Origin of the sequence: Nonomuraea sp. NPDC049725, from assembly GCF_040674795.1 — a bacterium.
GTDB lineage: Bacteria > Actinomycetota > Actinomycetes > Streptosporangiales > Streptosporangiaceae > Nonomuraea > Nonomuraea ceibae.
Window position 1 is genome coordinate 253,250 of record NZ_JBFANJ010000009.1, and the last position, 18,509, is coordinate 271,758.

General features: G+C 73.1%; 17 protein-coding genes. 13 read left to right on the forward strand and 4 right to left on the reverse strand.

All coding sequences use genetic code 11. From position 1 onward, the window contains the following. Positions 1-477: 477 nt before the first annotated feature. The 7 genes from rsmD to AB0J53_RS24595 all read left to right on the forward strand — a co-directional run bounded on the left by rsmD (position 478) and on the right by AB0J53_RS24595 (position 5,756). Positions 478-1,056: a 16S rRNA (guanine(966)-N(2))-methyltransferase RsmD gene (rsmD, locus tag AB0J53_RS24565; RefSeq protein WP_219507016.1), complete on the forward strand. Its 579-nt coding sequence runs from the start codon at positions 478-480 to the stop codon at positions 1,054-1,056. Positions 1,057-1,070: 14 nt separating this feature from the next. Continuing rightward, the gene (coaD, locus tag AB0J53_RS24570; protein WP_364176113.1) at positions 1,071-1,547 is read left to right on the forward strand and encodes a pantetheine-phosphate adenylyltransferase; all 477 of its coding nucleotides are present in this window, start codon (positions 1,071-1,073) and stop codon (positions 1,545-1,547) included. A 68-nt stretch (positions 1,548-1,615) separates the two neighbouring features. After that, the gene (locus AB0J53_RS24575) at positions 1,616-2,167 is read left to right on the forward strand and encodes a YceD family protein (protein ID WP_219507014.1); all 552 of its coding nucleotides are present in this window, start codon (positions 1,616-1,618) and stop codon (positions 2,165-2,167) included. Position 2,168: 1 nt separating this feature from the next. Next, the gene (gene rpmF / locus AB0J53_RS24580) at positions 2,169-2,348 is read left to right on the forward strand and encodes a 50S ribosomal protein L32 (RefSeq protein ID WP_033409409.1); all 180 of its coding nucleotides are present in this window, start codon (positions 2,169-2,171) and stop codon (positions 2,346-2,348) included. A 221-nt stretch (positions 2,349-2,569) separates the two neighbouring features. Further along, positions 2,570-3,283: a ribonuclease III gene (rnc, locus tag AB0J53_RS24585; RefSeq protein WP_364176469.1), complete on the forward strand. Its 714-nt coding sequence runs from the start codon at positions 2,570-2,572 to the stop codon at positions 3,281-3,283. Next, a complete protein-coding gene (gene mutM, locus AB0J53_RS24590) occupies positions 3,284-4,129 on the forward strand; it encodes a bifunctional DNA-formamidopyrimidine glycosylase/DNA-(apurinic or apyrimidinic site) lyase (protein WP_364176116.1) in 846 nt (281 codons plus the stop codon). 106 nt (positions 4,130-4,235) lie between these two features. Beyond that, positions 4,236-5,756, forward strand: a complete 1,521-nt coding sequence (locus AB0J53_RS24595; protein ID WP_364176119.1) for a D-aminoacylase — start codon at positions 4,236-4,238, stop codon at positions 5,754-5,756. On the opposite strand, the gene AB0J53_RS24600 is transcribed toward AB0J53_RS24595, so the two are convergent. Next, the gene (locus AB0J53_RS24600; protein ID WP_364176122.1) at positions 5,709-6,887 is read right to left on the reverse strand and encodes an MFS transporter; all 1,179 of its coding nucleotides are present in this window, start codon (positions 6,885-6,887) and stop codon (positions 5,709-5,711) included. The two genes, AB0J53_RS24595 and AB0J53_RS24600, sit on opposite strands and share 48 nt — an antisense overlap. An 89-nt stretch (positions 6,888-6,976) precedes the next feature. On the opposite strand from AB0J53_RS24600, the gene AB0J53_RS24605 reads away from it, so the two are divergent. From AB0J53_RS24605 to AB0J53_RS24630, 6 genes are all read left to right on the forward strand, one after another. Then, on the forward strand, positions 6,977-7,873 hold the full coding sequence (locus AB0J53_RS24605; protein WP_364176124.1) for a LysR family transcriptional regulator: 897 nt from the start codon (positions 6,977-6,979) through the stop codon (positions 7,871-7,873). Positions 7,874-7,891: 18 nt separating this feature from the next. Next, a complete protein-coding gene (locus tag AB0J53_RS24610) occupies positions 7,892-8,167 on the forward strand; it encodes an acylphosphatase (RefSeq protein WP_219507004.1) in 276 nt (91 codons plus the stop codon). Positions 8,168-8,357: 190 nt separating this feature from the next. Beyond that, on the forward strand, positions 8,358-8,552 hold the full coding sequence (locus AB0J53_RS24615; protein WP_049556952.1) for a hypothetical protein: 195 nt from the start codon (positions 8,358-8,360) through the stop codon (positions 8,550-8,552). Between the two features lie 174 nt (positions 8,553-8,726). Beyond that, complete coding sequence (gene smc, locus AB0J53_RS24620) at positions 8,727-12,410, forward strand: chromosome segregation protein SMC (RefSeq protein WP_364176128.1); 3,684 nt, start codon at positions 8,727-8,729, stop codon at positions 12,408-12,410. A 53-nt stretch (positions 12,411-12,463) separates the two neighbouring features. Beyond that, positions 12,464-13,642, forward strand: coding sequence for a signal recognition particle-docking protein FtsY (gene ftsY, locus AB0J53_RS24625; RefSeq protein ID WP_364176131.1), 1,179 nt, complete (start codon positions 12,464-12,466; stop codon positions 13,640-13,642). Between the two features lie 251 nt (positions 13,643-13,893). Continuing rightward, positions 13,894-15,555 carry a tetratricopeptide repeat protein gene (locus AB0J53_RS24630; RefSeq protein ID WP_364176134.1) on the forward strand — a complete coding sequence of 554 codons (1,662 nt, stop codon included), beginning with the start codon at positions 13,894-13,896 and terminating at the stop codon, positions 15,553-15,555. Between the two features lie 3 nt (positions 15,556-15,558). Here the strand turns inward: AB0J53_RS24630 and AB0J53_RS24635 are convergent, their stop codons facing one another. The 3 genes from AB0J53_RS24635 to AB0J53_RS24645 are packed head-to-tail and all read right to left on the reverse strand — an operon-like array spanning position 15,559 to position 18,421. Next, positions 15,559-16,350: an ABC transporter ATP-binding protein gene (locus tag AB0J53_RS24635; protein ID WP_364176137.1), complete on the reverse strand. Its 792-nt coding sequence runs from the start codon at positions 16,348-16,350 to the stop codon at positions 15,559-15,561. Then, positions 16,347-17,390 (reverse strand): iron chelate uptake ABC transporter family permease subunit, encoded by a 1,044-nt coding sequence (locus AB0J53_RS24640; RefSeq protein WP_308125828.1) that lies wholly within the window; start codon positions 17,388-17,390, stop codon positions 16,347-16,349. Before AB0J53_RS24640 ends, AB0J53_RS24635 begins: the two co-directional genes overlap by 4 nt. Further along, positions 17,387-18,421 (reverse strand): iron ABC transporter permease, encoded by a 1,035-nt coding sequence (locus AB0J53_RS24645; RefSeq protein WP_364176141.1) that lies wholly within the window; start codon positions 18,419-18,421, stop codon positions 17,387-17,389. The genes AB0J53_RS24640 and AB0J53_RS24645 overlap by 4 nt, the downstream gene beginning before the upstream one ends. Between the last annotated feature and the right edge of the window lie 88 nt (positions 18,422-18,509).

An 18,509-nucleotide genomic window follows, 5' to 3' on the forward strand; every position in this document is an offset into this window, starting at 1 on the left:
CTGCGGGAGGCCACCCCCCGGCGCCGGTGCGGCGAGAGGGCGTACGGCGGAGGTCGGCGCAAGGCGTACGGCGCGGAAGGGGGGAGGCGGGGCGGCTGGAGCCAGCGCGATGGGGCCACGGGCTGACGGGCGCGTACGGCGCGAAGGGCCAGGGGCTGGGGCCGTGGAAGGGCCAAGGGTTGAGGCACGGGCGGACGGCGCCGTCAGGTGTGTGGGGAGGGGGTGCCCAGGGCCCAGCCGCGGGGACGGCCTCCCCCCGAATGCCGTCCCCGGCTGGGCCCACCCTCGGGTCAGGTGCCGAGGGAACCGGCGTGCGGAAGGGCTCACGATCACGCCGGTCGGCCTTCATGTGGGTCACCTCGAAGGCCGCAGGACTCATCTTGCTCACTGGGCCCCCCGATGTGAATCACCCTTGCGCAGTCGAGGCAGACACTTGTCCACTCTTGACCTGGGCGGACATGCGGAACAATGGGGCGCATGACTCGGATCATCGCGGGGAGCGCGGGTGGGCGCCGGTTGGAGACGCCGCCGGGGCGCGGGACGAGGCCGACCAGTGACAGGGCCAGGGAAGGCGTCTTCTTGACGCTCGACTCGCTGTACGGGCTCGACGGGGCGCGGGTGATGGATCTGTACGCCGGGTCGGGGGCGGTGGGGCTGGAGGCGCTGTCGCGGGGGGCGGCCGAGGCGGTGCTGGTGGAGTCGGACCCGAAGGCGGTGCGGGTCATCAGGTCGAACGTGGCGTCGCTGGGTCTGGCCGGGGCGCGGGTGGTGGCCGATCGGGTGGAGCGGGTGCTGGCCAGGGCGGGGGAGGAGCCGTTCGACATCGTGTTCGCGGATCCGCCGTACGCGGTGTCGGATGACGAGGTGGGGCGGGTGCTGGTGGCGTTGCGGGACAACGGGTGGCTGGTCCCGGGGGCTTTGGTGGCTTTCGAGAGGGAAAGCAGGGGGAAGGCCCTGATGTGGCCTGACGGGTACGTTGAGGAGAGGGTCCGTCGATATGGTGAAGCGTCCGTTTGGTACGGTCGCGCCGCCGGGGAAACCGTAGACCACCCGTAGACCTGGGAGGCGTGTTGCGCCGCGTTGTCTGCCCGGGGTCGTTCGACCCCATCACCAACGGTCATCTCGACATCATCGGCCGGGCCGCCCGGCTGTACGACGAGGTGACGGTGGCCGTACTGATCAATGTCGAGAAGAGCAGCCTGTTCACGGTCGACGAGCGGATCGACATCCTGCAGACCGTGACCAAGGAGTACCCGAACGTCAAGGTCAGGAAGTTCCACGGCCTGCTCGTCGACTTCTGCAAGCAGAACGACATCCCGGCGATCGTCAAGGGCATCCGGGTGGTCAGCGACTTCGACTACGAGCTGCAGATGGCCCAGCTCAACTACCGGCTGTCGGGCGTGGAGACGCTGTTCATGCCGACGAACCCCGAATACTCGTTCCTGTCGTCGAGCCGGGTGAAGGAGATCGCCCGTTATGGCGGAGACGTGTCCGGCCTGGTGCCGGACCTGGTGCACAAGCTGCTCGTCGAGCGGCTCAGAGGCTGACGGCGACCTGGTATCCTTTCATTTCGGCCTTGTACGACGGCGTTATCGCCATGCCTAGCGAGAGCAGGATGACTCAGCACCTCAACCCCCGCTCCCCTTGGGTGATCTCCACTCACGACCTGGGAAAGCGGCCGGGCACGATGCGAGAGATCACCCTGACCCTTCCGGCTCCGGCGGATCTCGGCGTCGACATGATCGGCGTTCCCAAGGACGCCGAAGTCGAGCTGGACCTCCGGCTCGAAGCAGTGATGGAAGGCGTGCTCGTCTCGGGCACGGCGCAGGCCCCGCTCGCCGGGGAGTGCGCGCGGTGCCTTGACCCGTTGACCTCGGAGATCGAGGTCGACCTGCAGGAGCTGTTCTTCTACTCCGACGAGGACGCCTCGGAGGACGACTCGCTGCTCGACGGAGAGCTGCTCGACCTCGAGCCGACGTTCCGTGACGCGGTGGTGCTCGCACTGCCGTTGAGCCCCGTCTGCCGCGAGGACTGCCCGGGGCTCTGCACGGAGTGCGGGATCAAGCTGGCCGAGGCCGGCGACGATCACCGGCACGAGAAGATCGACGCCCGCTGGGCGTCGTTGCAAGGTCTGGTTACCGAGAACGATAACGATCAGGAGAAGTGACGTGGCCGTCCCGAAGCGAAAGATGTCGCGGAGCAACACCCGCGCCCGTCGCTCCCAGTGGAAGACGACTGCTGTCGCCCTGGTGAGCTGCCCGCAGTGCCGTTCGCCGAAGCAGCCGCACATCGCGTGCCCCACCTGCGGCACCTACAACCGCCGTCAGGTCATCGAGCCGTCTGCCTGATCTCGCTGAGTTGACGTGATGCCGACCGGGTGCCATTGTGCCCCGGTCGGCGTTACCGTCTCAGATGCGTGCGGTTACGGTTTCGCCCGCGGTCGTGGTGGACGCCGGGGCCTGTTCCCCCCGACGCCCACCACGTTTTCGGGCATCTTCCGCAGCCGTCGTGCCTGGTGAAGATGTTCCGAGGAGGAAAGCACGTGGGCGCAGGTCCTAAGCCGGTGGCCGTGGAGGTCGCCAGAGAAGAGCTGGAGCGGGTCCTGGCGGTCGGCCTGGACTCCGACATCCTGGAGCGGGCGCTGACGCACCGCTCCTACGCGTACGAGAACGGCGGCCTGCCCACCAACGAGCGCCTGGAGTTCCTCGGCGACTCGGTGCTGGGCCTGGTGGTCACCGACACGCTCTACCGCAACCACCCCGATCTGCCCGAGGGCCAGCTGGCCAAGCTGCGGGCGGCGGTGGTCAACATGCGCGCGCTCGCCGACGTGGCGCGCGGCCTGGGCCTGGGCCGGTTCCTGCGGCTGGGCCGGGGCGAGGAGGGCACCGGGGGCCGTGACAAGTCCTCGATCCTGGCCGACACGCTGGAGGCGCTGATCGGCGCCGTCTACGTCGACAAGGGGCTGGACGAGGCGTTCCGGGTCGTGCACGTGCTGTTCGACCCGCTGATCGTGCGTTCGGCGTCGCTGGGCGCCGGGCTCGACTGGAAGACCTCGCTGCAGGAGCTGACCGCCTCCGAGGCGCTGGGCGTGCCCGAATACCACGTCGAGGAGAGCGGCCCCGACCACGCCAAGTCGTTCACCGCCGTGGTGCGGGTGGGCGGCGAGCCCTACGGCGAGGGCAGCGGGCGCAGCAAGAAGGAGGCCGAGCAGCAGGCGGCCGAGGCGGCGTGGACCCGGATCCGGGCCCGCCGCGAGCAGCGCGAGAGCCAGCCGGCGGGCTAGGTGCCCGAGCTTCCCGAGGTCGAGGTCGTCCGCCGCGGTCTGGCGGAGTGGGTGACCGGCCGTGAGATCGCCTCCGCCGAGGTGCTGCACCCGCGCGCGATCCGGCGTCATCTGCCGGGCGCCGACGAGTTCGCGGCGCGGCTGCGCGGGCGGCTGGTCAAGTCGGCCGAACGGCGCGGCAAATACCTGTGGCTGCCGCTGTCGGGGCCGGAGGAGGCGCTGCTGGCGCATCTGGGCATGAGCGGCCAGTTGCTGGTGGTCGATCCGGACGCGCCGCCGGAGAAGCATCTGCGGGTGCGCCTGAGGTTCGCCGACGGCGGCTCCGACCTGCGCTTCGTCGACCAGCGGACGTTCGGGCACGTGATGCTCACCACGCTGGTGAACGGGGTGCCCGAGCCGATCGCGCACATCGCGCCGGACCCGTTCGAGGAGTCGTTCGACGAGGCCGCCTTCACCGCCGCGTTGCGCGCGAAGAAGACGGAGATCAAGCGGGCGCTGCTCGACCAGTCGCTGATCAGCGGCGTCGGCAACATCTACGCCGACGAGGCGCTGTGGCTGGCCCGGCTGCACTGGGCGCGGCCCGCGCAGACGCTCACCCGGCCCAAGGTGGCCGAGCTGGTGGCCGCGGTGCGCGAGGTGATGGGCGCCGCGCTCCAGCAGGGCGGCACGTCCTTCGACAGCCTGTACGTGAACGTCAACGGCGAGAGCGGCTACTTCGACCGCTCGCTGGAGGTGTACGGCAGGCAGGACCAGCCCTGCTCGCGCTGCGGCACCCCGATCAGGCGTGAGCCGTTCATGAACCGGTCGTCCTACTCCTGCCCGAAGTGCCAGCGGCGGCCGCGCTGATCCGAGGGCGTCGCCTCGATCATCGTCGCAGCGGACCAACCTCGGGCCCGGTGTTGGGCCGCTGACACCAAGCGCGAGGCGGCCTTGACGGTGTTGGGTGGGTCTCATGGTGGATCTGCTGTTGCGCGGTGGTTCGGTGTACGACGGGCTGGGCTCCGCGGCCGTGACGGCGGACGTCGCCGTCGAGGGCGGCAGGGTGGTGGCCGTCGGCCGTGACCTGGGCGCCGCCCGCCGGGTGCTGGACGTGACGGGGCTGGCGGTCGCGCCCGGGTTCGTCGATCCGCACGCGCACTCCGACCTGGTGCCACTCATGCCGCGGGCGCAGCCGTTCAAGCTGCTCCAGGGCGTGACGACGGAGATCAACGGCAACTGCGGCTTCTCCTACGCGCCCGATGCCTCCCGGCTGGAGGAGCTGACCGGGGACGGGGTGCCCGACTGGACGTTCGCCGGCTACCTGGCGGCCGTGGCGGACGCCGGGCCGACCAACCACGTGGCCACGCTGGTCGGACACTCGACGCTGCGCGGAGCGGTGGCCGGGTTCGAGCCGGAGCTGCGGCCCGGCGACCTGGAGCGGATGTGCGAGCTGGCCGCCGAGGCGTTCGAGGCGGGCGCGTGCGGGCTGTCGAGCGGCCTCATCTACCCGCCGGGCAGCTACGGCGACACCGACGAGCTGGTGGCCCTGGCCAGGGTCGCGCACCGCTACGGCGTCCCGTACACGACTCACCTGCGCGACGAGGGGTCGGCGCTGGGGCAGGCGCTGGACGAGGCCGTCGAGATCGCCCGGCGGGCGCGGGTGCGCCTTCAGGTGTCGCACTGCAAGGTCGCCGGCCGCGCCAACCACGGCGGGGCCGGGATGCTGCTCGGCAAGTTGCGCGAGGCCCGCCTGGCGGGCGTGGACGTGCGCGGCGACCAGTACCCCTACACGGCGGGCTCCACCGTCCTGGCGGCGCTGCTGCCGCCGGCCGCGCTGGCCGGCGGCGGCGTGCGCGACACGCTCGCCTCGCCCGGCGAGCGGGCCCGGCTGCGGGCCCGCGCCGAGGCGGGCGGCTCGGGCTCCGGGCTCTGGCGCGACGCCGTCCCCGAGGGCGTGCTGATCACCTCGCACGCCGAGCCGGGGTACGCCGGCCGCACGCTCGCGGACGTGGCCGCCTCCGGCGACGCCTGGGAGACGCTGTGCGACCTGGTGTCGGCCGATCCGGCCGCCGAGATGGTGGTCGAGATGATGGCCGAGGCCGACGTGACCGAGATCATGGCCGACCCGCTGATCGGCATCGGCTCCGACAACGGCGCCCCGGCCGGGCTGGAGCACCCCCGCACGTGGGGGTGCTTCCCCCGGTTCCTCGGGGTGTACGTGCGCGAGCGCGGGGTGGTCGGCTGGGCGGAGGCGGTGCGCAAGATGACCTCGGCCAACGCCGCCCAGTTCGGGCTGCGCGGGCGGGGCTGCCTGGTGCCGGGGGCGTACGCGGACGTGTGCGTGTTCGACCCGGAGAGCGTGGGCCACGCCGGGACGTACGCCGAGCCGTCCGCCCGGCCGACGGGCATCGTGCACGTCCTGCTGGAGGGCCGGGTGGCGGTCGAGTCAGGCGTGTTCACCGGCGGGCGTCACGGCCGGCTGCTGCGCCCGTGAGCCCCGTACGGCGATGAGGACGGCCGCCAGCGCGGTCAGCGCCGCGCCCAGCCACATCACGGCGGTCACCGAGACGCCGTCGGCCACCCGGCCGCCGGCGAGCGCGCCGAGCGCGATGGAGACGTTGAACGCGCCGACGAACAAGGCCGTGCCCAGCTCGCCGCCGCCCGCCCGCATGATCCACAGCTGCAGGGTGACGCCCACGCCGCCGTAGCCGAGCCCCCAGACGACGAGCACGGCCAGCGGCAGGCCGATCAGCGGCAGCGCCGCCATGCCCGCGACCATGAGCGCGACCAGCGTGATCAGGACCGCCGCCGGGTTCCTGGCGGCCCGCGCGCCGGCGGCGAAGTTGCCCGCGACGCCCGCCGCGCCGTACAGCAGGAGCGCGACGCCGACCAGCACCGGGCCGGCGTGCGTGACCTGCTCCATGAACGGCCGCACGTAGGTGTAGGCGGCGAAATGGCCGGCCACGATCAGGACGGTCAGCACGAGGACGAGCCTGAGCGGCCCCGAGAACGCGCCGGACAGCGCGCTGCGGCTGTCGGTCCCCGGCAGCGGCGGCAGCGTGGCGGCCAGCAGCGCGAGCAGGACGAGCGCGCCGGCGCCCATGGCGGCGAACGCCGTGCGCCATCCCGCGAACGACGACACGAACGTCGCCGCGGGCACCCCCAGCACCGAGGCCACCGCCACGCCGGACAGGATGACGGAGGTGGCCCGGCCGACCGCCCGTTCCGGCACCAGGCGCGGGCCCAGCCCGGCCGCGATGGCCCAGAACCCGCCGATGCTCACCCCGGTCAGCACCCGGGCCGCCAGCATCACCGGGTAGTTCGGCGCGAGCGCGCCCATCAGGTTGCCCGCCGCCAGCAACGCCATCAACGCCAGCAGCATGATCCGCCGGTCCAGCCGCCGGGTGGTGAACGCCAGCACGGGCGCCGAGGCGGCGGCCACCAGCCCGGGGGCCGTCATCATCAGCCCGGCCGTGCCGTCCGACACGCCGAGCGACGCGGCGATCTCGGTCAGCAGGCCGACGGGCAGCATCTCGCTGGTCACGAGGGTGAAGGTGCCCGCCGCGACCGAGGTCACGGCGAGCCAGCGCGCCGGAGCGGCGGCGGGTGCGTCAGTCGTCGTCATGCCGCTCAGCCTCGCGGCGGCGCGCGTGGGGAACAATGACGAACGGCGAAGCCTTGGTTTAGGCAGGCTAAGCGATGCGGGAGGCGGGGATGGAGTTCAGGGAGCTGGAGTGCTTCGTCGTGCTGAGCGAGGAGCTGCACTTCGCGCGCACGGCCGAGCGCCTCTACCTGTCGCCGGGGCGGGTGAGCCAGCTCATGCGCGCCCTGGAGACCAGGATCGGCGGCAGGCTCTTCGAGCGCACCAGCAGGCGGGTGCGGCTCACGCCGCTCGGCGAGCGGTTCCTGGCCGACCTGAGGCCCGCCTACGCCGGGCTGGCGAGCGCCGTGAGCCGGGCCAAGGCCGCGGCGCGGGAGGTCACGGGCGTGCTCAGGGTGGGGTTCCTGGCCACGCCGACGGACGTGGTCACGGGCAGCGTGCTGGCGTTCGAGAGCGGCCATCCCGGCTCGTCGGTCGAGCTGGTGGAGATCCCGCTGTCCGACCCGTTCGGCAGGCTGCGGGCCGGGCAGGTCGACGTCGCGTTCACGCTGCTGCCGGTGGACGAGCCCGACCTGGCGACCGGCGAGGCCCTGAACCGCGTCCCCTACCACCTCGGGCTGCCCGCCGGCCATCCGCTGGCCGGACGGGTCAGCATCGGCGCGGAGGAGCTGGCCGGGGTGCCGCTGATCGGGCTGGACGGGCCCGCGCCGCGCGGGTGGCGCGAGCGGGCGGCACCCACCGTGACCCCTTCCGGACAGCCGATTCCCCAGGCGGGTACGGTGGCCACCAGCCAGGAGGGCCTGACCCAGGTGGCGCTCGGCCGGGGCGGCATGCTGTTCTGCACCCCGACGGCGGCCCACCACAGGCGGCCCGACGTGAGCTTCGTGCCGGTCACCGGGCTGCCGCCGTCGGTGCTCGGCCTGGCCTGGGTCAAGGCGGCGGAGACCGCGGCGATCAGGGCGTTCGCGGCGGCGGCGGCCGGTCACGCGCTGAGGCTCGTGGCCGCGTGACGTCAGCAGGGAGGAATCATGGACGACGCGCGTATGACCGCCTGGGTGCGGGGCAGGGTGCAAGGGGTGGGGTTCCGCTGGTGGACCAGGGCCAGAGCGCTGGAGCTGGGCCTGACCGGCTGGGCCAGGAACACCGACGACGGCCGGGTCGAGGTCGTCGCCGAGGGGCCGCGCGAGTCGTGCGTCAAGCTCCTCGACCTGCTCAGAGGTTGCGACACGCCGGGCAGGGTGGATGGAGTAGTGGAACGCTGGAGCGAACCCCGAGGTAGCTTGGGCGGATTTGTGGAGCGGTGACCCGTTTCGTTAAACGGCTCAAATAGGGTATAGTTATATGTCGGGAGTGCCTGTCGGTAGGGCAGAGCGGTGCGTTCGACTTGACCGCCCACACGGCCGGTGCGACTCTTGTTAGGTACCACGCGCACCCCTCCCGCGGAATAGAAGTGCGCGAACCAGTCTGGTCACTCAGCGTGGAGGACCCTTTACCATGGCGAAGGCTCTACTCGGCCACGTCGGCGGTCCTGACCCTCGAATGGTCTCGGAGATGCGGCGATTGCAGCAGCGGATCCGTGACCTGGAGGCAGAACTCATCCGACTCCAGGCCCAGAATGACGCTCTTGCGGCGCAAACCCGCGATGAGGCAATCAGCCGCATGCAGGAGCGCGAGCCGGCACTCACCTGAGAGTGATCGGAGCGCAAGATCAGGGACGTCTCACCGAGGCGTCCCTTGTTATTTTCCGCGGGACCGTTGTTTTGCGTAAGACCCTCCTCACCTCCTGACTGCGCCCGCCAGCGACGGGCAGCCGGGGCCAGTAGGCTTTCCCGGAGTTCCGTCCAGGAGTAGGGGGTCCGCGCTTTGTACCTGAAGACCCTCACGCTGCGCGGATTCAAGTCGTTCGCCTCGGCCACCGCCCTCCGCTTCGAGCCCGGCATCACCTGCGTCGTCGGCCCCAACGGCTCCGGCAAGTCCAACGTCGTCGACGCCCTGGCCTGGGTCATGGGCGAGCACAGCGCCAAGTCGCTGCGCGGCGGCAAGATGGAGGACGTCATCTTCGCCGGCACCTCCTCCCGGCCGCCCCTCGGCCGCGCCGAGGTGACGCTGACCATCGACAACACCGACGGCGCCCTGCCGATCGACTACACCGAGGTCACGATCAGCCGGCTGATGTTCCGGTCCGGCCAGAGCGAGTACGCGATCAACGGCGACACCTGCCGCCTGCTCGACATCCAGGAGCTGCTGTCCGACTCCGGCATCGGCAGGGAGATGCACGTCATCGTCGGCCAGGGCCAGCTCGACGCCGTCCTCCACGCCGGTCCCGAGGACCGCCGCGCCTTCATCGAGGAGGCCGCGGGCGTCCTCAAGCACCGCAAGCGCAAGGAGAAGGCGCTGCGCAAGCTCGACGCGATGCAGGCCAACCTGACGCGCGTCCAGGACCTCGCCACCGAGCTGCGCCGCCAGCTCAAGCCGCTCGGCCGCCAGGCGGAGATCGCCCGCAAGGCCGCCGTCATCCAGGCCGACCTGCGTGACGCCCGGCTGCGGCTGCTGGCCGACGACGTCGGCATCCTGCGCGCCACGCTGGAGCGCGAGGCCGCCGACGAGGCCGCGATCCTCGCCAGGCGGGCCCAGGTCGAGGCCGGGCTGGCCGAGGGGCAGCAGCGCGAGGCCCTGCTGGAGGCCGCCGAGGCCGAGGCGCAGCCCCGGCTGAGCGCCGCCCAGGAGACCTACTTCCGGCTGTCGTCGCTGCGCGAGCGCATCACCGGCCTGGCCCAGCTCGCCGCCGAACGCCACCGCCACGCCGTCGACGCCGCCTCCATCGAACGCCGCGGCCGCGAGCCCGAAGAGCTGGAGCGCGAGGCCGCCGAGGCGCGCGAGCAGGAGCTGATCCTCCAGGCCGAGCTGGAGCAGGCGCGCGAGCTGCTCGACGACGCCGTCGAGCGCCGCACCGCCGTCGAGGCCGAGCTGGCCGCCGAGGAGCGCCGGCTGGCGATGGCCGCCAGGGCCGCCGCCGACCGCCGCGAGGGCCTGGCCAAACTCCGCGGCCAGGTCGACTCCGTACGGAGCAGGTCACGGGCCGCCGAGGAGGAGATCGGCCGGCTGGAGCGGGCGGTCGCCGACGCGGCCGAGCGTGAGCGGCGCGCCCGTGAGGACCTGGAGGCGCAGCGGCTCGACGAGCCCGCCCCCGACCCCGCGCTGGCCGAGGAGCTCGCCACCGCGCAGGCGCTGGTGGAGGAGGCCAAGCTGGCCGCCGACGCGGCCCGCGCCGCCGTCGAGGAGGCCAAGGCCGCGCTCGACGCGCCCCGCGCCGCCCTCCAGGCCGCGAAGTCGGGCGTCGGCACCGCCCGCGCCGCCGACCAGGACGCGCAGCGGGCCGTCGCCGCGCTCCAGGCCCGGTGCGACGCCCTGGAGCTGGGCCTGGCCAAGGGCGACGGCGGCGCGGCCCTGCTGGAGGCCGACCTGGCCGGCGTGCTCGGGCCGCTCGCCGCGTCACTCCAGGTGACGCCCGGGGCCGAGGTGGCCGTCGCCGCCGTGCTCGGGCCGGTCGCCGAGGCCATCGCCGTCACGTCGCTCGGCACCGCCGTCGAGGCGCTGGAGCTGCTGCGCGTCAAGGAGGCGGGCCAGGCGACCCTCCTGGTCGCCGGCTCCCGCGACGGCGCCGGGCCCGGCTCGCCGGGCGGCGCGCCCGGCGGCGGGCGGTGGGCGGCCGAGCTGGTCAGCGTGCCCGACCGGCTGCGCGCGTCCCTCGACCACGTGCTGGGCGGGGTCGTCGTGGTCGACGACCTGGAGACCGCGCGGCGGGTGGTCGAGGCCGACCCCGCCCTGCGCGCCGTCACCGTGGGGGGCGACCTCGTCGGCGCGCACGTCGCCGGCGGCGGCTCCGAGGGCGGCACGTCCGTGCTCCAGGTCCGCGCCGCGCTCGACGACGCCGTCGCCGACCTGGCCGACGCCAGGACCAGGGCCGAGGAGACCGCCGCCGCGCTGACCGAGGCGGCCGCCGCCGAGCAGGCCGCCCAGGCCGCGTTCGAGGCCGCCCAGGCGCACGTCGCCGAGGCCCAGAGCGCGGTCAGCGCCGCCCAGTCCGGGGTCAGCTCCGCGCAGGGCACGCTCGACCAGGTCAGGGCCCGCCAGCGGGAGGCCGACCAGCGCGACGCCGCCGCCGCCAAGCGGCTGGCCCAGCTGGAGGCCGCGGCCGAGGCCGCCCGCGCCGAGGCCGAACGGCTCGGCCAGAGCGTCGCCGCCGCCCGCGAGGCCCGCGCCGACGGCCTGGAGGAGCTGGCCGAGCTGGAGGTCCGGCTGGCCGAGGCCGAATACTCCCAGGAGCTGGAGACCGAGCCCACCACCGAGGCCCGCGACGAGCTCGCCGCCGTCTGCGAGAGCGCCCGGCAGCGCGAGGTCGAGACCCGCCTCCAGGTCCGCACCGCCGAGGAGCGGGTCAAGGGCGTCGAGGGCCGCGCCGACGGCCTCATCCGCGCCGCCGCCCGCGAGCGCCAGGAACGCGCCCAGGCCGCCGCACAGCGCGCCCGCCGCCGTGAGCAGGCCGTCCTGGCCCAGGCGGTCGCCGAGGGCGCCAAGCGCGTCCTGACGAGCCTCGCGGCCTCCATCCAGCTCGCCGCCCGCGAGCGCGACGAGGCCGACCTCGCCCGCGTCGCCGTCGACGCCGAGCTCAAGCAGGTACGCCTGCACGTGCGCGAGCTCAGCCAGGAGCTCGACAAGCTGGTCAACCGGGTCCACGGCAGCGAGGTGGCCCGCACCGAGCAGCGCCTCCGGCTGGAGCAGCTGGAGCAGCGGGCCATGGACGAGTTCGGCGTCGAGGCCGACACGCTGCTCACCGAGTACGGCCCCGACGCCCCGGTGCCGGGCGACCCGCCCGTCCCGTACGTGCGCGAGGAGCAGGAGAAGCGGGCCCGCGCCGCCGAGCGCCAGATGAACCAGCTCGGCAAGGTCAACCCGCTGGCCCTGGAGGAGTTCGCGGCGCTGGAGGAGCGCCACGCGTTCCTGACCTCGCAGCTGGAGGACCTGAAGAAGACCCGGCGCGACCTGCTGACCGTGGTCAAGGAGGTCGACGACCGGGTGCAGCTGATGTTCTCGTCGGCGTACGAGGACGTGGCGCGCGAGTTCGAGCAGATCTTCGGCCGGGTGTTCCCGGGCGGCGACGGGCGGCTCGTGCTGACCGACCCCGACGACATGCTGACCACCGGCATCGAGGTGGAGGCGCGCCCCCCGGGCAAGAAGGTCAAGCGGCTGTCGCTGCTGTCGGGCGGCGAGCGGTCGCTGACGGCGGTCGCGTTCCTGATCTCCATCTTCAAGGCCAGGCCGTCGCCGTTCTACGTCATGGACGAGGTCGAGGCCGCGCTCGACGACACCAACACCCAGCGGCTGCTGACGCTGTTCGAGGAGCTGCGGCAGAGCTCGCAGCTGATCGTCATCACGCACAACAAGCGTACGATGGAGATCGCCGACGCCCTCTACGGCGTGTCGATGCGCGGCGACGGCGTCACTCAGGTCGTCAGCCAGCGGCTTCGCGAGCGCGAAACGGCGTGATTGGCGTGGCCTTGGGCATGAGCATGCCGGACGATCTGGAAAACTGACATCTTGTGGATGGTTACCTCGGCGTCATAGTGATCGTGGTGCTTGTCGCCCTCGTGGCGGCAGGCGGCCTCTTCCTGCTCTTCCGGCCGGGCGGCAAGGCGGCCCCGCCGCCCGTCAAGCCTCCGGAGGCGCCGCCGCTCCCGGAGGAGACGGAGACGCGCCCCGCCTCGGCCGACGAGGCCGACGGCGCCACCACCACGCTGCCGCCTCCGGCCAAGCCCGCCGAGCCCGCCGTCGTGGCGCCGCCCGTGGAGGTGCCGCCGCCGTCCGAGGGACGCATGGTGCGGCTGCGCTCGCGGCTGGCCAGGTCGCAGAGCGCGCTCGGCCGCGGCCTGCTGGAGCTGCTGTCGCGTGACCGGCTCGACGACGAGGTCTGGGACGAGATCGAGGAGCGCCTGATCACGGCCGACGTCGGCGTCGCGCCGACCCAGGTCATGGTCGAGGAGCTGCGCACCAAGGTCAAGGTGCTCGGCAGCCGGTCGCCGCAGGAGGTGCGGGCGCTGCTGCGCGAGCAGCTTCTCATCCAGGTCAACCCCGACCTCGACCGCACCCTCCACACCGCCAAGCACGGCGAGCGGCCGGCCGTGGTGCTGGTCGTGGGCGTCAACGGCACCGGCAAGACCACCACCACCGGCAAGCTCGCCCGCTCGCTCGTCGGCGACGGCAAGAAGGTCGTGCTCGGCGCGGCCGACACGTTCCGCGCCGCCGCCGCCGACCAGCTCCAGACGTGGGGCGACCGGGTCGGCGCCGACGTGGTGCGCGGTCCCGAGGGCGGCGACCCGGCCTCGGTGGCCTTCGACGCGACCGCCCGGGGCATCGCGGAGCAGGCCGACGTGGTCATCGTCGACACGGCGGGCCGCCTGCACACCAAGACCGGCCTGATGGACGAGCTGGGCAAGGTCAAGCGCGTCATCGAGAAGCAGGCCACGGTCGACGAGGTGCTGCTCGTCCTCGACGCCACCACGGGCCAGAACGGGATGCGGCAGGCGCAGGTGTTCGCCGAGGTGGTCAACATCACGGGCATCGCGCTGACGAAGCTCGACGGCACGGCCAAGGGCGGCATCGTCATCTCGGTCCAGCGGGAGCTGGGTGTCCCGGTCAAACTGGTCGGGTTGGGCGAGGGTCCGGATGATTTGGCCCCCTTCGACCCAGAGGTGTTCGTCGACGCCATCCTGGGCGATTGATCCTTAAACCCCTAGGAAATTTCCCTTACCAGGTCATCCCTTGTTGTTTGACCGCTTTCGTGTTGATATTGAGCGGTCCTTTTCGTTTGACCTGGAATGAGTGCACATGAAGAAGGTTGTGGTTCACAAGCCGGGCACCGTCAAGCTGACCGGAGCGGCGACTCCGAAGCACGCGGCCTAACCTCCTCCATGGCAGAGGGCCGGCGCATTGCGGTGGATGCGCCGGCCCATTCTCTTGGCGGACGGGGAAATTGCACGAGATCACGCTTGACGCGCACCGCGGCCTGCTCGGCCCCTACACCATGGCGGCCGGGCTGGCCGCGGCGCTGGTTCCAGGAGCGGCGCCGGAGCTGGCCGCCGCCCACGACATAGAGCTCAGGGCCGTCGCGCCCATGCTGAACCTGCCGGTCCGGCGGTCCTCGCTGGCCGACCGGCTGCCGCAGGAGGAGCGGATCCTCATCCCGGCGCCCCTGCGCACGCTCCGGCTGGCGAACGGGGTGGCGGAGTTCGTACGCGATCATCTGGAGGCAGCGGGGCCGCTGAAGCTGCGGGTGGTCAACCTCGCCGAAGCGGACCCGACCGATATCGAGTTGCTGGCGGTGCTGGAGCGGCGGGTGCCGGCGCTCACCGTGGTCCGCGAGGAGCACGGGCCGCCGCATCCTGGGCCCGTCCACCGGCTCGGGCCGGAGCTCGACCGCTACCGCAACGAGGGCTTCCACCACGCGATGGCCGAGGCCGGGGCCGCGCTGCTGCCCGGGCTGCCGGAAGGCGGCGACGAGTGGTGGACGCTGCTGCACCGCACCACGACCGCGCTGGCCGCGCTCGAACGCGAGGACGAGGCCCGCGACCTGCTGGACCTGGCCCGCCGGGTCGGCCACGACCCCAAGAACCTCGCCACGGCGGCGTACGCGACCGCGATGCTGCTCGTCAGGCACCACGACCCGGCCCGGCGCGACCCGGCCGAGGCGATGGAGTGGATCGACCGGGCGGTGGCGCTGGCGGGCAGCCTGGCCGATCCCCGGGAACGGGCGTTCCACCTGGGCTTCGACCTGAACGGCAAGGCGCTGGTGTCGGTGCGGCTGGGCCGGTTCGCGCAGGCGCTGGAGCTGGTGGAGGAGGCGCTGGCGCTGGGGGAGCGGGAGCTCGCCCCGGCCCACCCGATCCACCGGCTGGTGCTGCACGCCAACCGGGCGCAGCTCATGGCGCAGGCGGGGCGCACCGACGAGGCGCTGATCGGCTACGGCACGGCGATCGCGATGGACCCCGGCTACCCGGACTACTACCTGGACCGGGGCAACCTGCTGCACAAGCTGGGCCGCGTCGCCGAGGCGCTGGCCGACTACGAGAGCGCGATGCGGCTCGGGCCGCCGTTCCCGGAGCCCTACTACAACCGGGCGGAGATCCGCTTCGCGGCGGGCGACCTCGCCGGGGCACGCGCCGACCTGGACCACGCGCTGGAGCTGGACCCGGGGTTCGGGCCCGCGTACGTGAACCGGGCGGGCATCCTGGCCGGGCTGGGGGAGTACGAGGCGGCGCGGGCCGACGTGGCGCGCGGGCTGGCGGCCGACCCGGGCAACACGCACCTGCTGGCCGTGCTCGGGCAGGTGGAGGCGGCGCGGGGCAGGCCGGAGGAGGCGCTGGCGGCCTACGACAAGGCGCTGGCCGCCGATCCCGGGCTGGCGGCCGCGTGGGCGGGGCGCGCAGAGCTGGCGTTCGAGCGCGGCGAGCACCACCGGGCGGTCGCCGACCTCACCCGGGCGCTGGAGCTCGGCGAGACGGCCGAGCTGCTGTTCAACCGGGCGGTGGCGCACCGGGCGGCGGGCCGGGCCGAGCAGGCCAGGCAGGACCTGCTGCGGGCCAGGGAGCTGGCGCCGGGCGACGAGGACATCGAGCGGGCGCTGGCCGGGGAGTGACGCTCAGGAGGTCTGGCGGTGGGTGCCGATCGGGACGACGAGCGGGGTGCCCGCCACCGGGTCCGGGATGACCTTGGCGTCCAGCTCGAACACCTCGCGCAGCAGCTCCTCGGTGAGCACCTCGTGCGGCTCCCCGGCGGCGATCACCCGGCCGCCGCGCATCGCCACCAGGCGGTCGGCGTAGCGGGCGGCCAGGTTGAGGTCGTGCAGGACCATGACGATGGTCCGGCCCGAGGCGTGGTGCAGCCGCCGGACCAGCTCCAGCACCTCGACCTGGTGGGCCAGGTCCAGGAACGTCGTCGGCTCGTCGAGCAGCAGCAGGTCGGTGCCCTGGGCCAGCGCCATCGAGATCCACGCCCGCTGCCGCTGCCCGCCGGACAGCTCGTCCAGCGGCCGTTCGGCCAGGTCGGCCAGGCCGGTCATGGTCAGCGCCTCGGCCACGGCCGACTCGTCGTCCGTCGACCACTGGCGGTACCAGGTCTGGTGCGGGTGCCTGCCCCGGGCGACCAGGTCGGCGACGGTCAGCCCTTCGGGCGCGGTCGGCGCCTGGGGGAGCACGCCGAGGACCTTGGCCACCTCGCGGGTGGGGATGCGGTCGATGCGCTTGCCGTCGAGCAGCACCTCGCCGCCCTGCGGCTTGAGCAGGCGGCCGAGGGCGCGCAGCAGGGTGGACTTGCCGCACCCGTTGGGGCCGATGATCGTGGTCACGGTGCCCGCCTCGATGCCGAGGTCGAGGCCGTCGACGATGGTGCGGTCGCCGTAACCGAGCTTGACGGCGGCGGCCTGGAGCCTCATTTCCTCGCCCTCCAGATGAGGTGGATCAGGTACGGGGCGCCGAGGACGGCGGTGACGACGCCGACCGGCAGTTCGACCGGCGCGAACAGGGTGCGGGCGAGCAGGTCGGCGGCGGTGATGAGCACCGCGCCCACGGCGGCCGACGACAGCAGCGGCGGCTGGGCCGACCTGGTGAGGCGCAGCGCGATCTGCGGCGCGGCCAGCGCCACGAACGCGATGGGCCCGGCCGAGGCGGTGGCCACGGCGGCGAGCAGCACGGCGGCCAGGATCATGGCCGCGCGGGCGCGGTTCATGCGGAGGCCGAGCGCGGTCACCGTGTCGTCGCCGAACCGCAGCGCGTTCAGCGACCGGGTGCCGGTCAGGGCCAGCGGCACGAGCACGGCCAGGGCGACGGCCACGGGCTGGACGTGCTCCCAGCCCCGGCCGTGGAGCGAGCCGCTGATCCACACCATCGCGCGGCCGGTGTCGTTGACGTCGCCGACGGTGAGCAGCCAGAACTTCACATTGGTGAACACGGCGGCCACGCCGATGCCGACGAGCACCAGGCGGTAGCCGTCGAGGCCGCGCCGCCAGGCGAGCCCGTAGACGATGACGGCGCCGATCAGGCCGCCGAGCAACGCGAGCGCGGGGACGCCGAGGCTGGTGAGCAGGCCGCTGGTGCCGCCGTAGGCGCTGCCGCTGGCGACGACCCCGGCGACGACGAGCACGGAGGCGCCGTTGGTGACGCCGAGGATCTCCGGGCTGGCGAGCGGGTTGCGGGCGATGGACTGGATGATCGCGCCGGACAGCGCGAGGGCCGCGCCGACCAGCGCGCCGGTGAGCGCGCGGGGCAGGCGCAGCTCCATGATGACGAAGTGGGCCGGGTCGGCCGGGTCGAAGGTGGCGGCGAGCACCTGGGCGACCGTCAGCTCGATGTCGCCCATGCGCATGCTCAGCGCCATGAGCAGGGCGAGCAGCGCCAGCCCGGCGGTCGTCACGACCACGCCGCGCGGCCTGATCCGCCACGACAGGCCGCCGAGGCGCAGCGGGATCGAGGTCACAGGCGCACCGGCTTCCTGCGCCGGACGAGCGCGACGAAGAAGGGGGCGCCGATGAGCGCGAGCACCACGCCGACCTCCAGCTCGCCGGGCGGCGCCACCACCCGGCCGACGACGTCGGCGAGGAGCACCAGCGCGGCGCCGAGCAGCCCCGAGTACGGGATCAGCCAGCGGTGGTCGGTGCCGGACAGCGCCCTGGCCAGGTGCGGGACGATGAGCCCGACGAACGCGAGCGCGCCGCAGGCGGCCACGGCGGCGCCGGACAGCAGGGTGACGGCGGCGACGCCGACGGTGCGGGTCAGGGCGATGTGCTGGCCGAGGCTGCGGGCGACGTCCTCGCCCAGCGACAGCGCGTTGAGGCCGGGCGCGTTGATCATGGCCAGCACCAGCCCGGCGGCGATGAACGGCAGCACCTGCCAGACCACGTCGGGGCCGCGTGCGGCGATCGAGCCCGCCTGCCAGAACCGGAAGACGTCCATCGCCTGCTCGTCCAGCAGCACGAGGGCCGAGGTGAGGGCGTACAGGAAGGCGCTGACGGCGGTGCCCGCCAGGGCGAGCGTCACGGGGGTCGGGCCGCCGCGCCCGCCGACCATGCCGAGGGCGAACACGCCGACGCTGGCGACGAGCGCGCCGGCCAGGCCGAACCAGATGTAGGCGAGCAGGCTGGAGGCGCCCAGCCACATGATCGAGGCCACCATGGCGAACGCCGCGCCCTGGGTGACGCCGAGCAGGCCGGGGTCGGCGAGCGGGTTGCGGGTGTGGCCCTGCATGAGCGCGCCCGCGACGCCGAGCGCGAGCCCGGACAGCACGCCGAGCGCGGTCCTGGGGACGCGCAGGGAGCGGATGATGATGTCGCTCTCGGTGTCGGCAGGGGCGGTCAGCGCGTGCCAGGCGTCGAGCGGCGCCACGGACCGGGAGCCGACCGTGATGCTCAGCACCACCCCGGCGAGCACGGCCGCCGCCAGGACGGCGAGGACGGTGATCCTGTGGTGACGGATGCCGTGCAGGCGCGGCGCCACGGCGGTCGCACTCACCCGTCCTCCTCCGAAGTTGCCTGACCCTGGTGCAGTATGCCAGCTTAGGCAGGGCTAACCTAATTTAGGTTTGCCTTACTTGATCGTC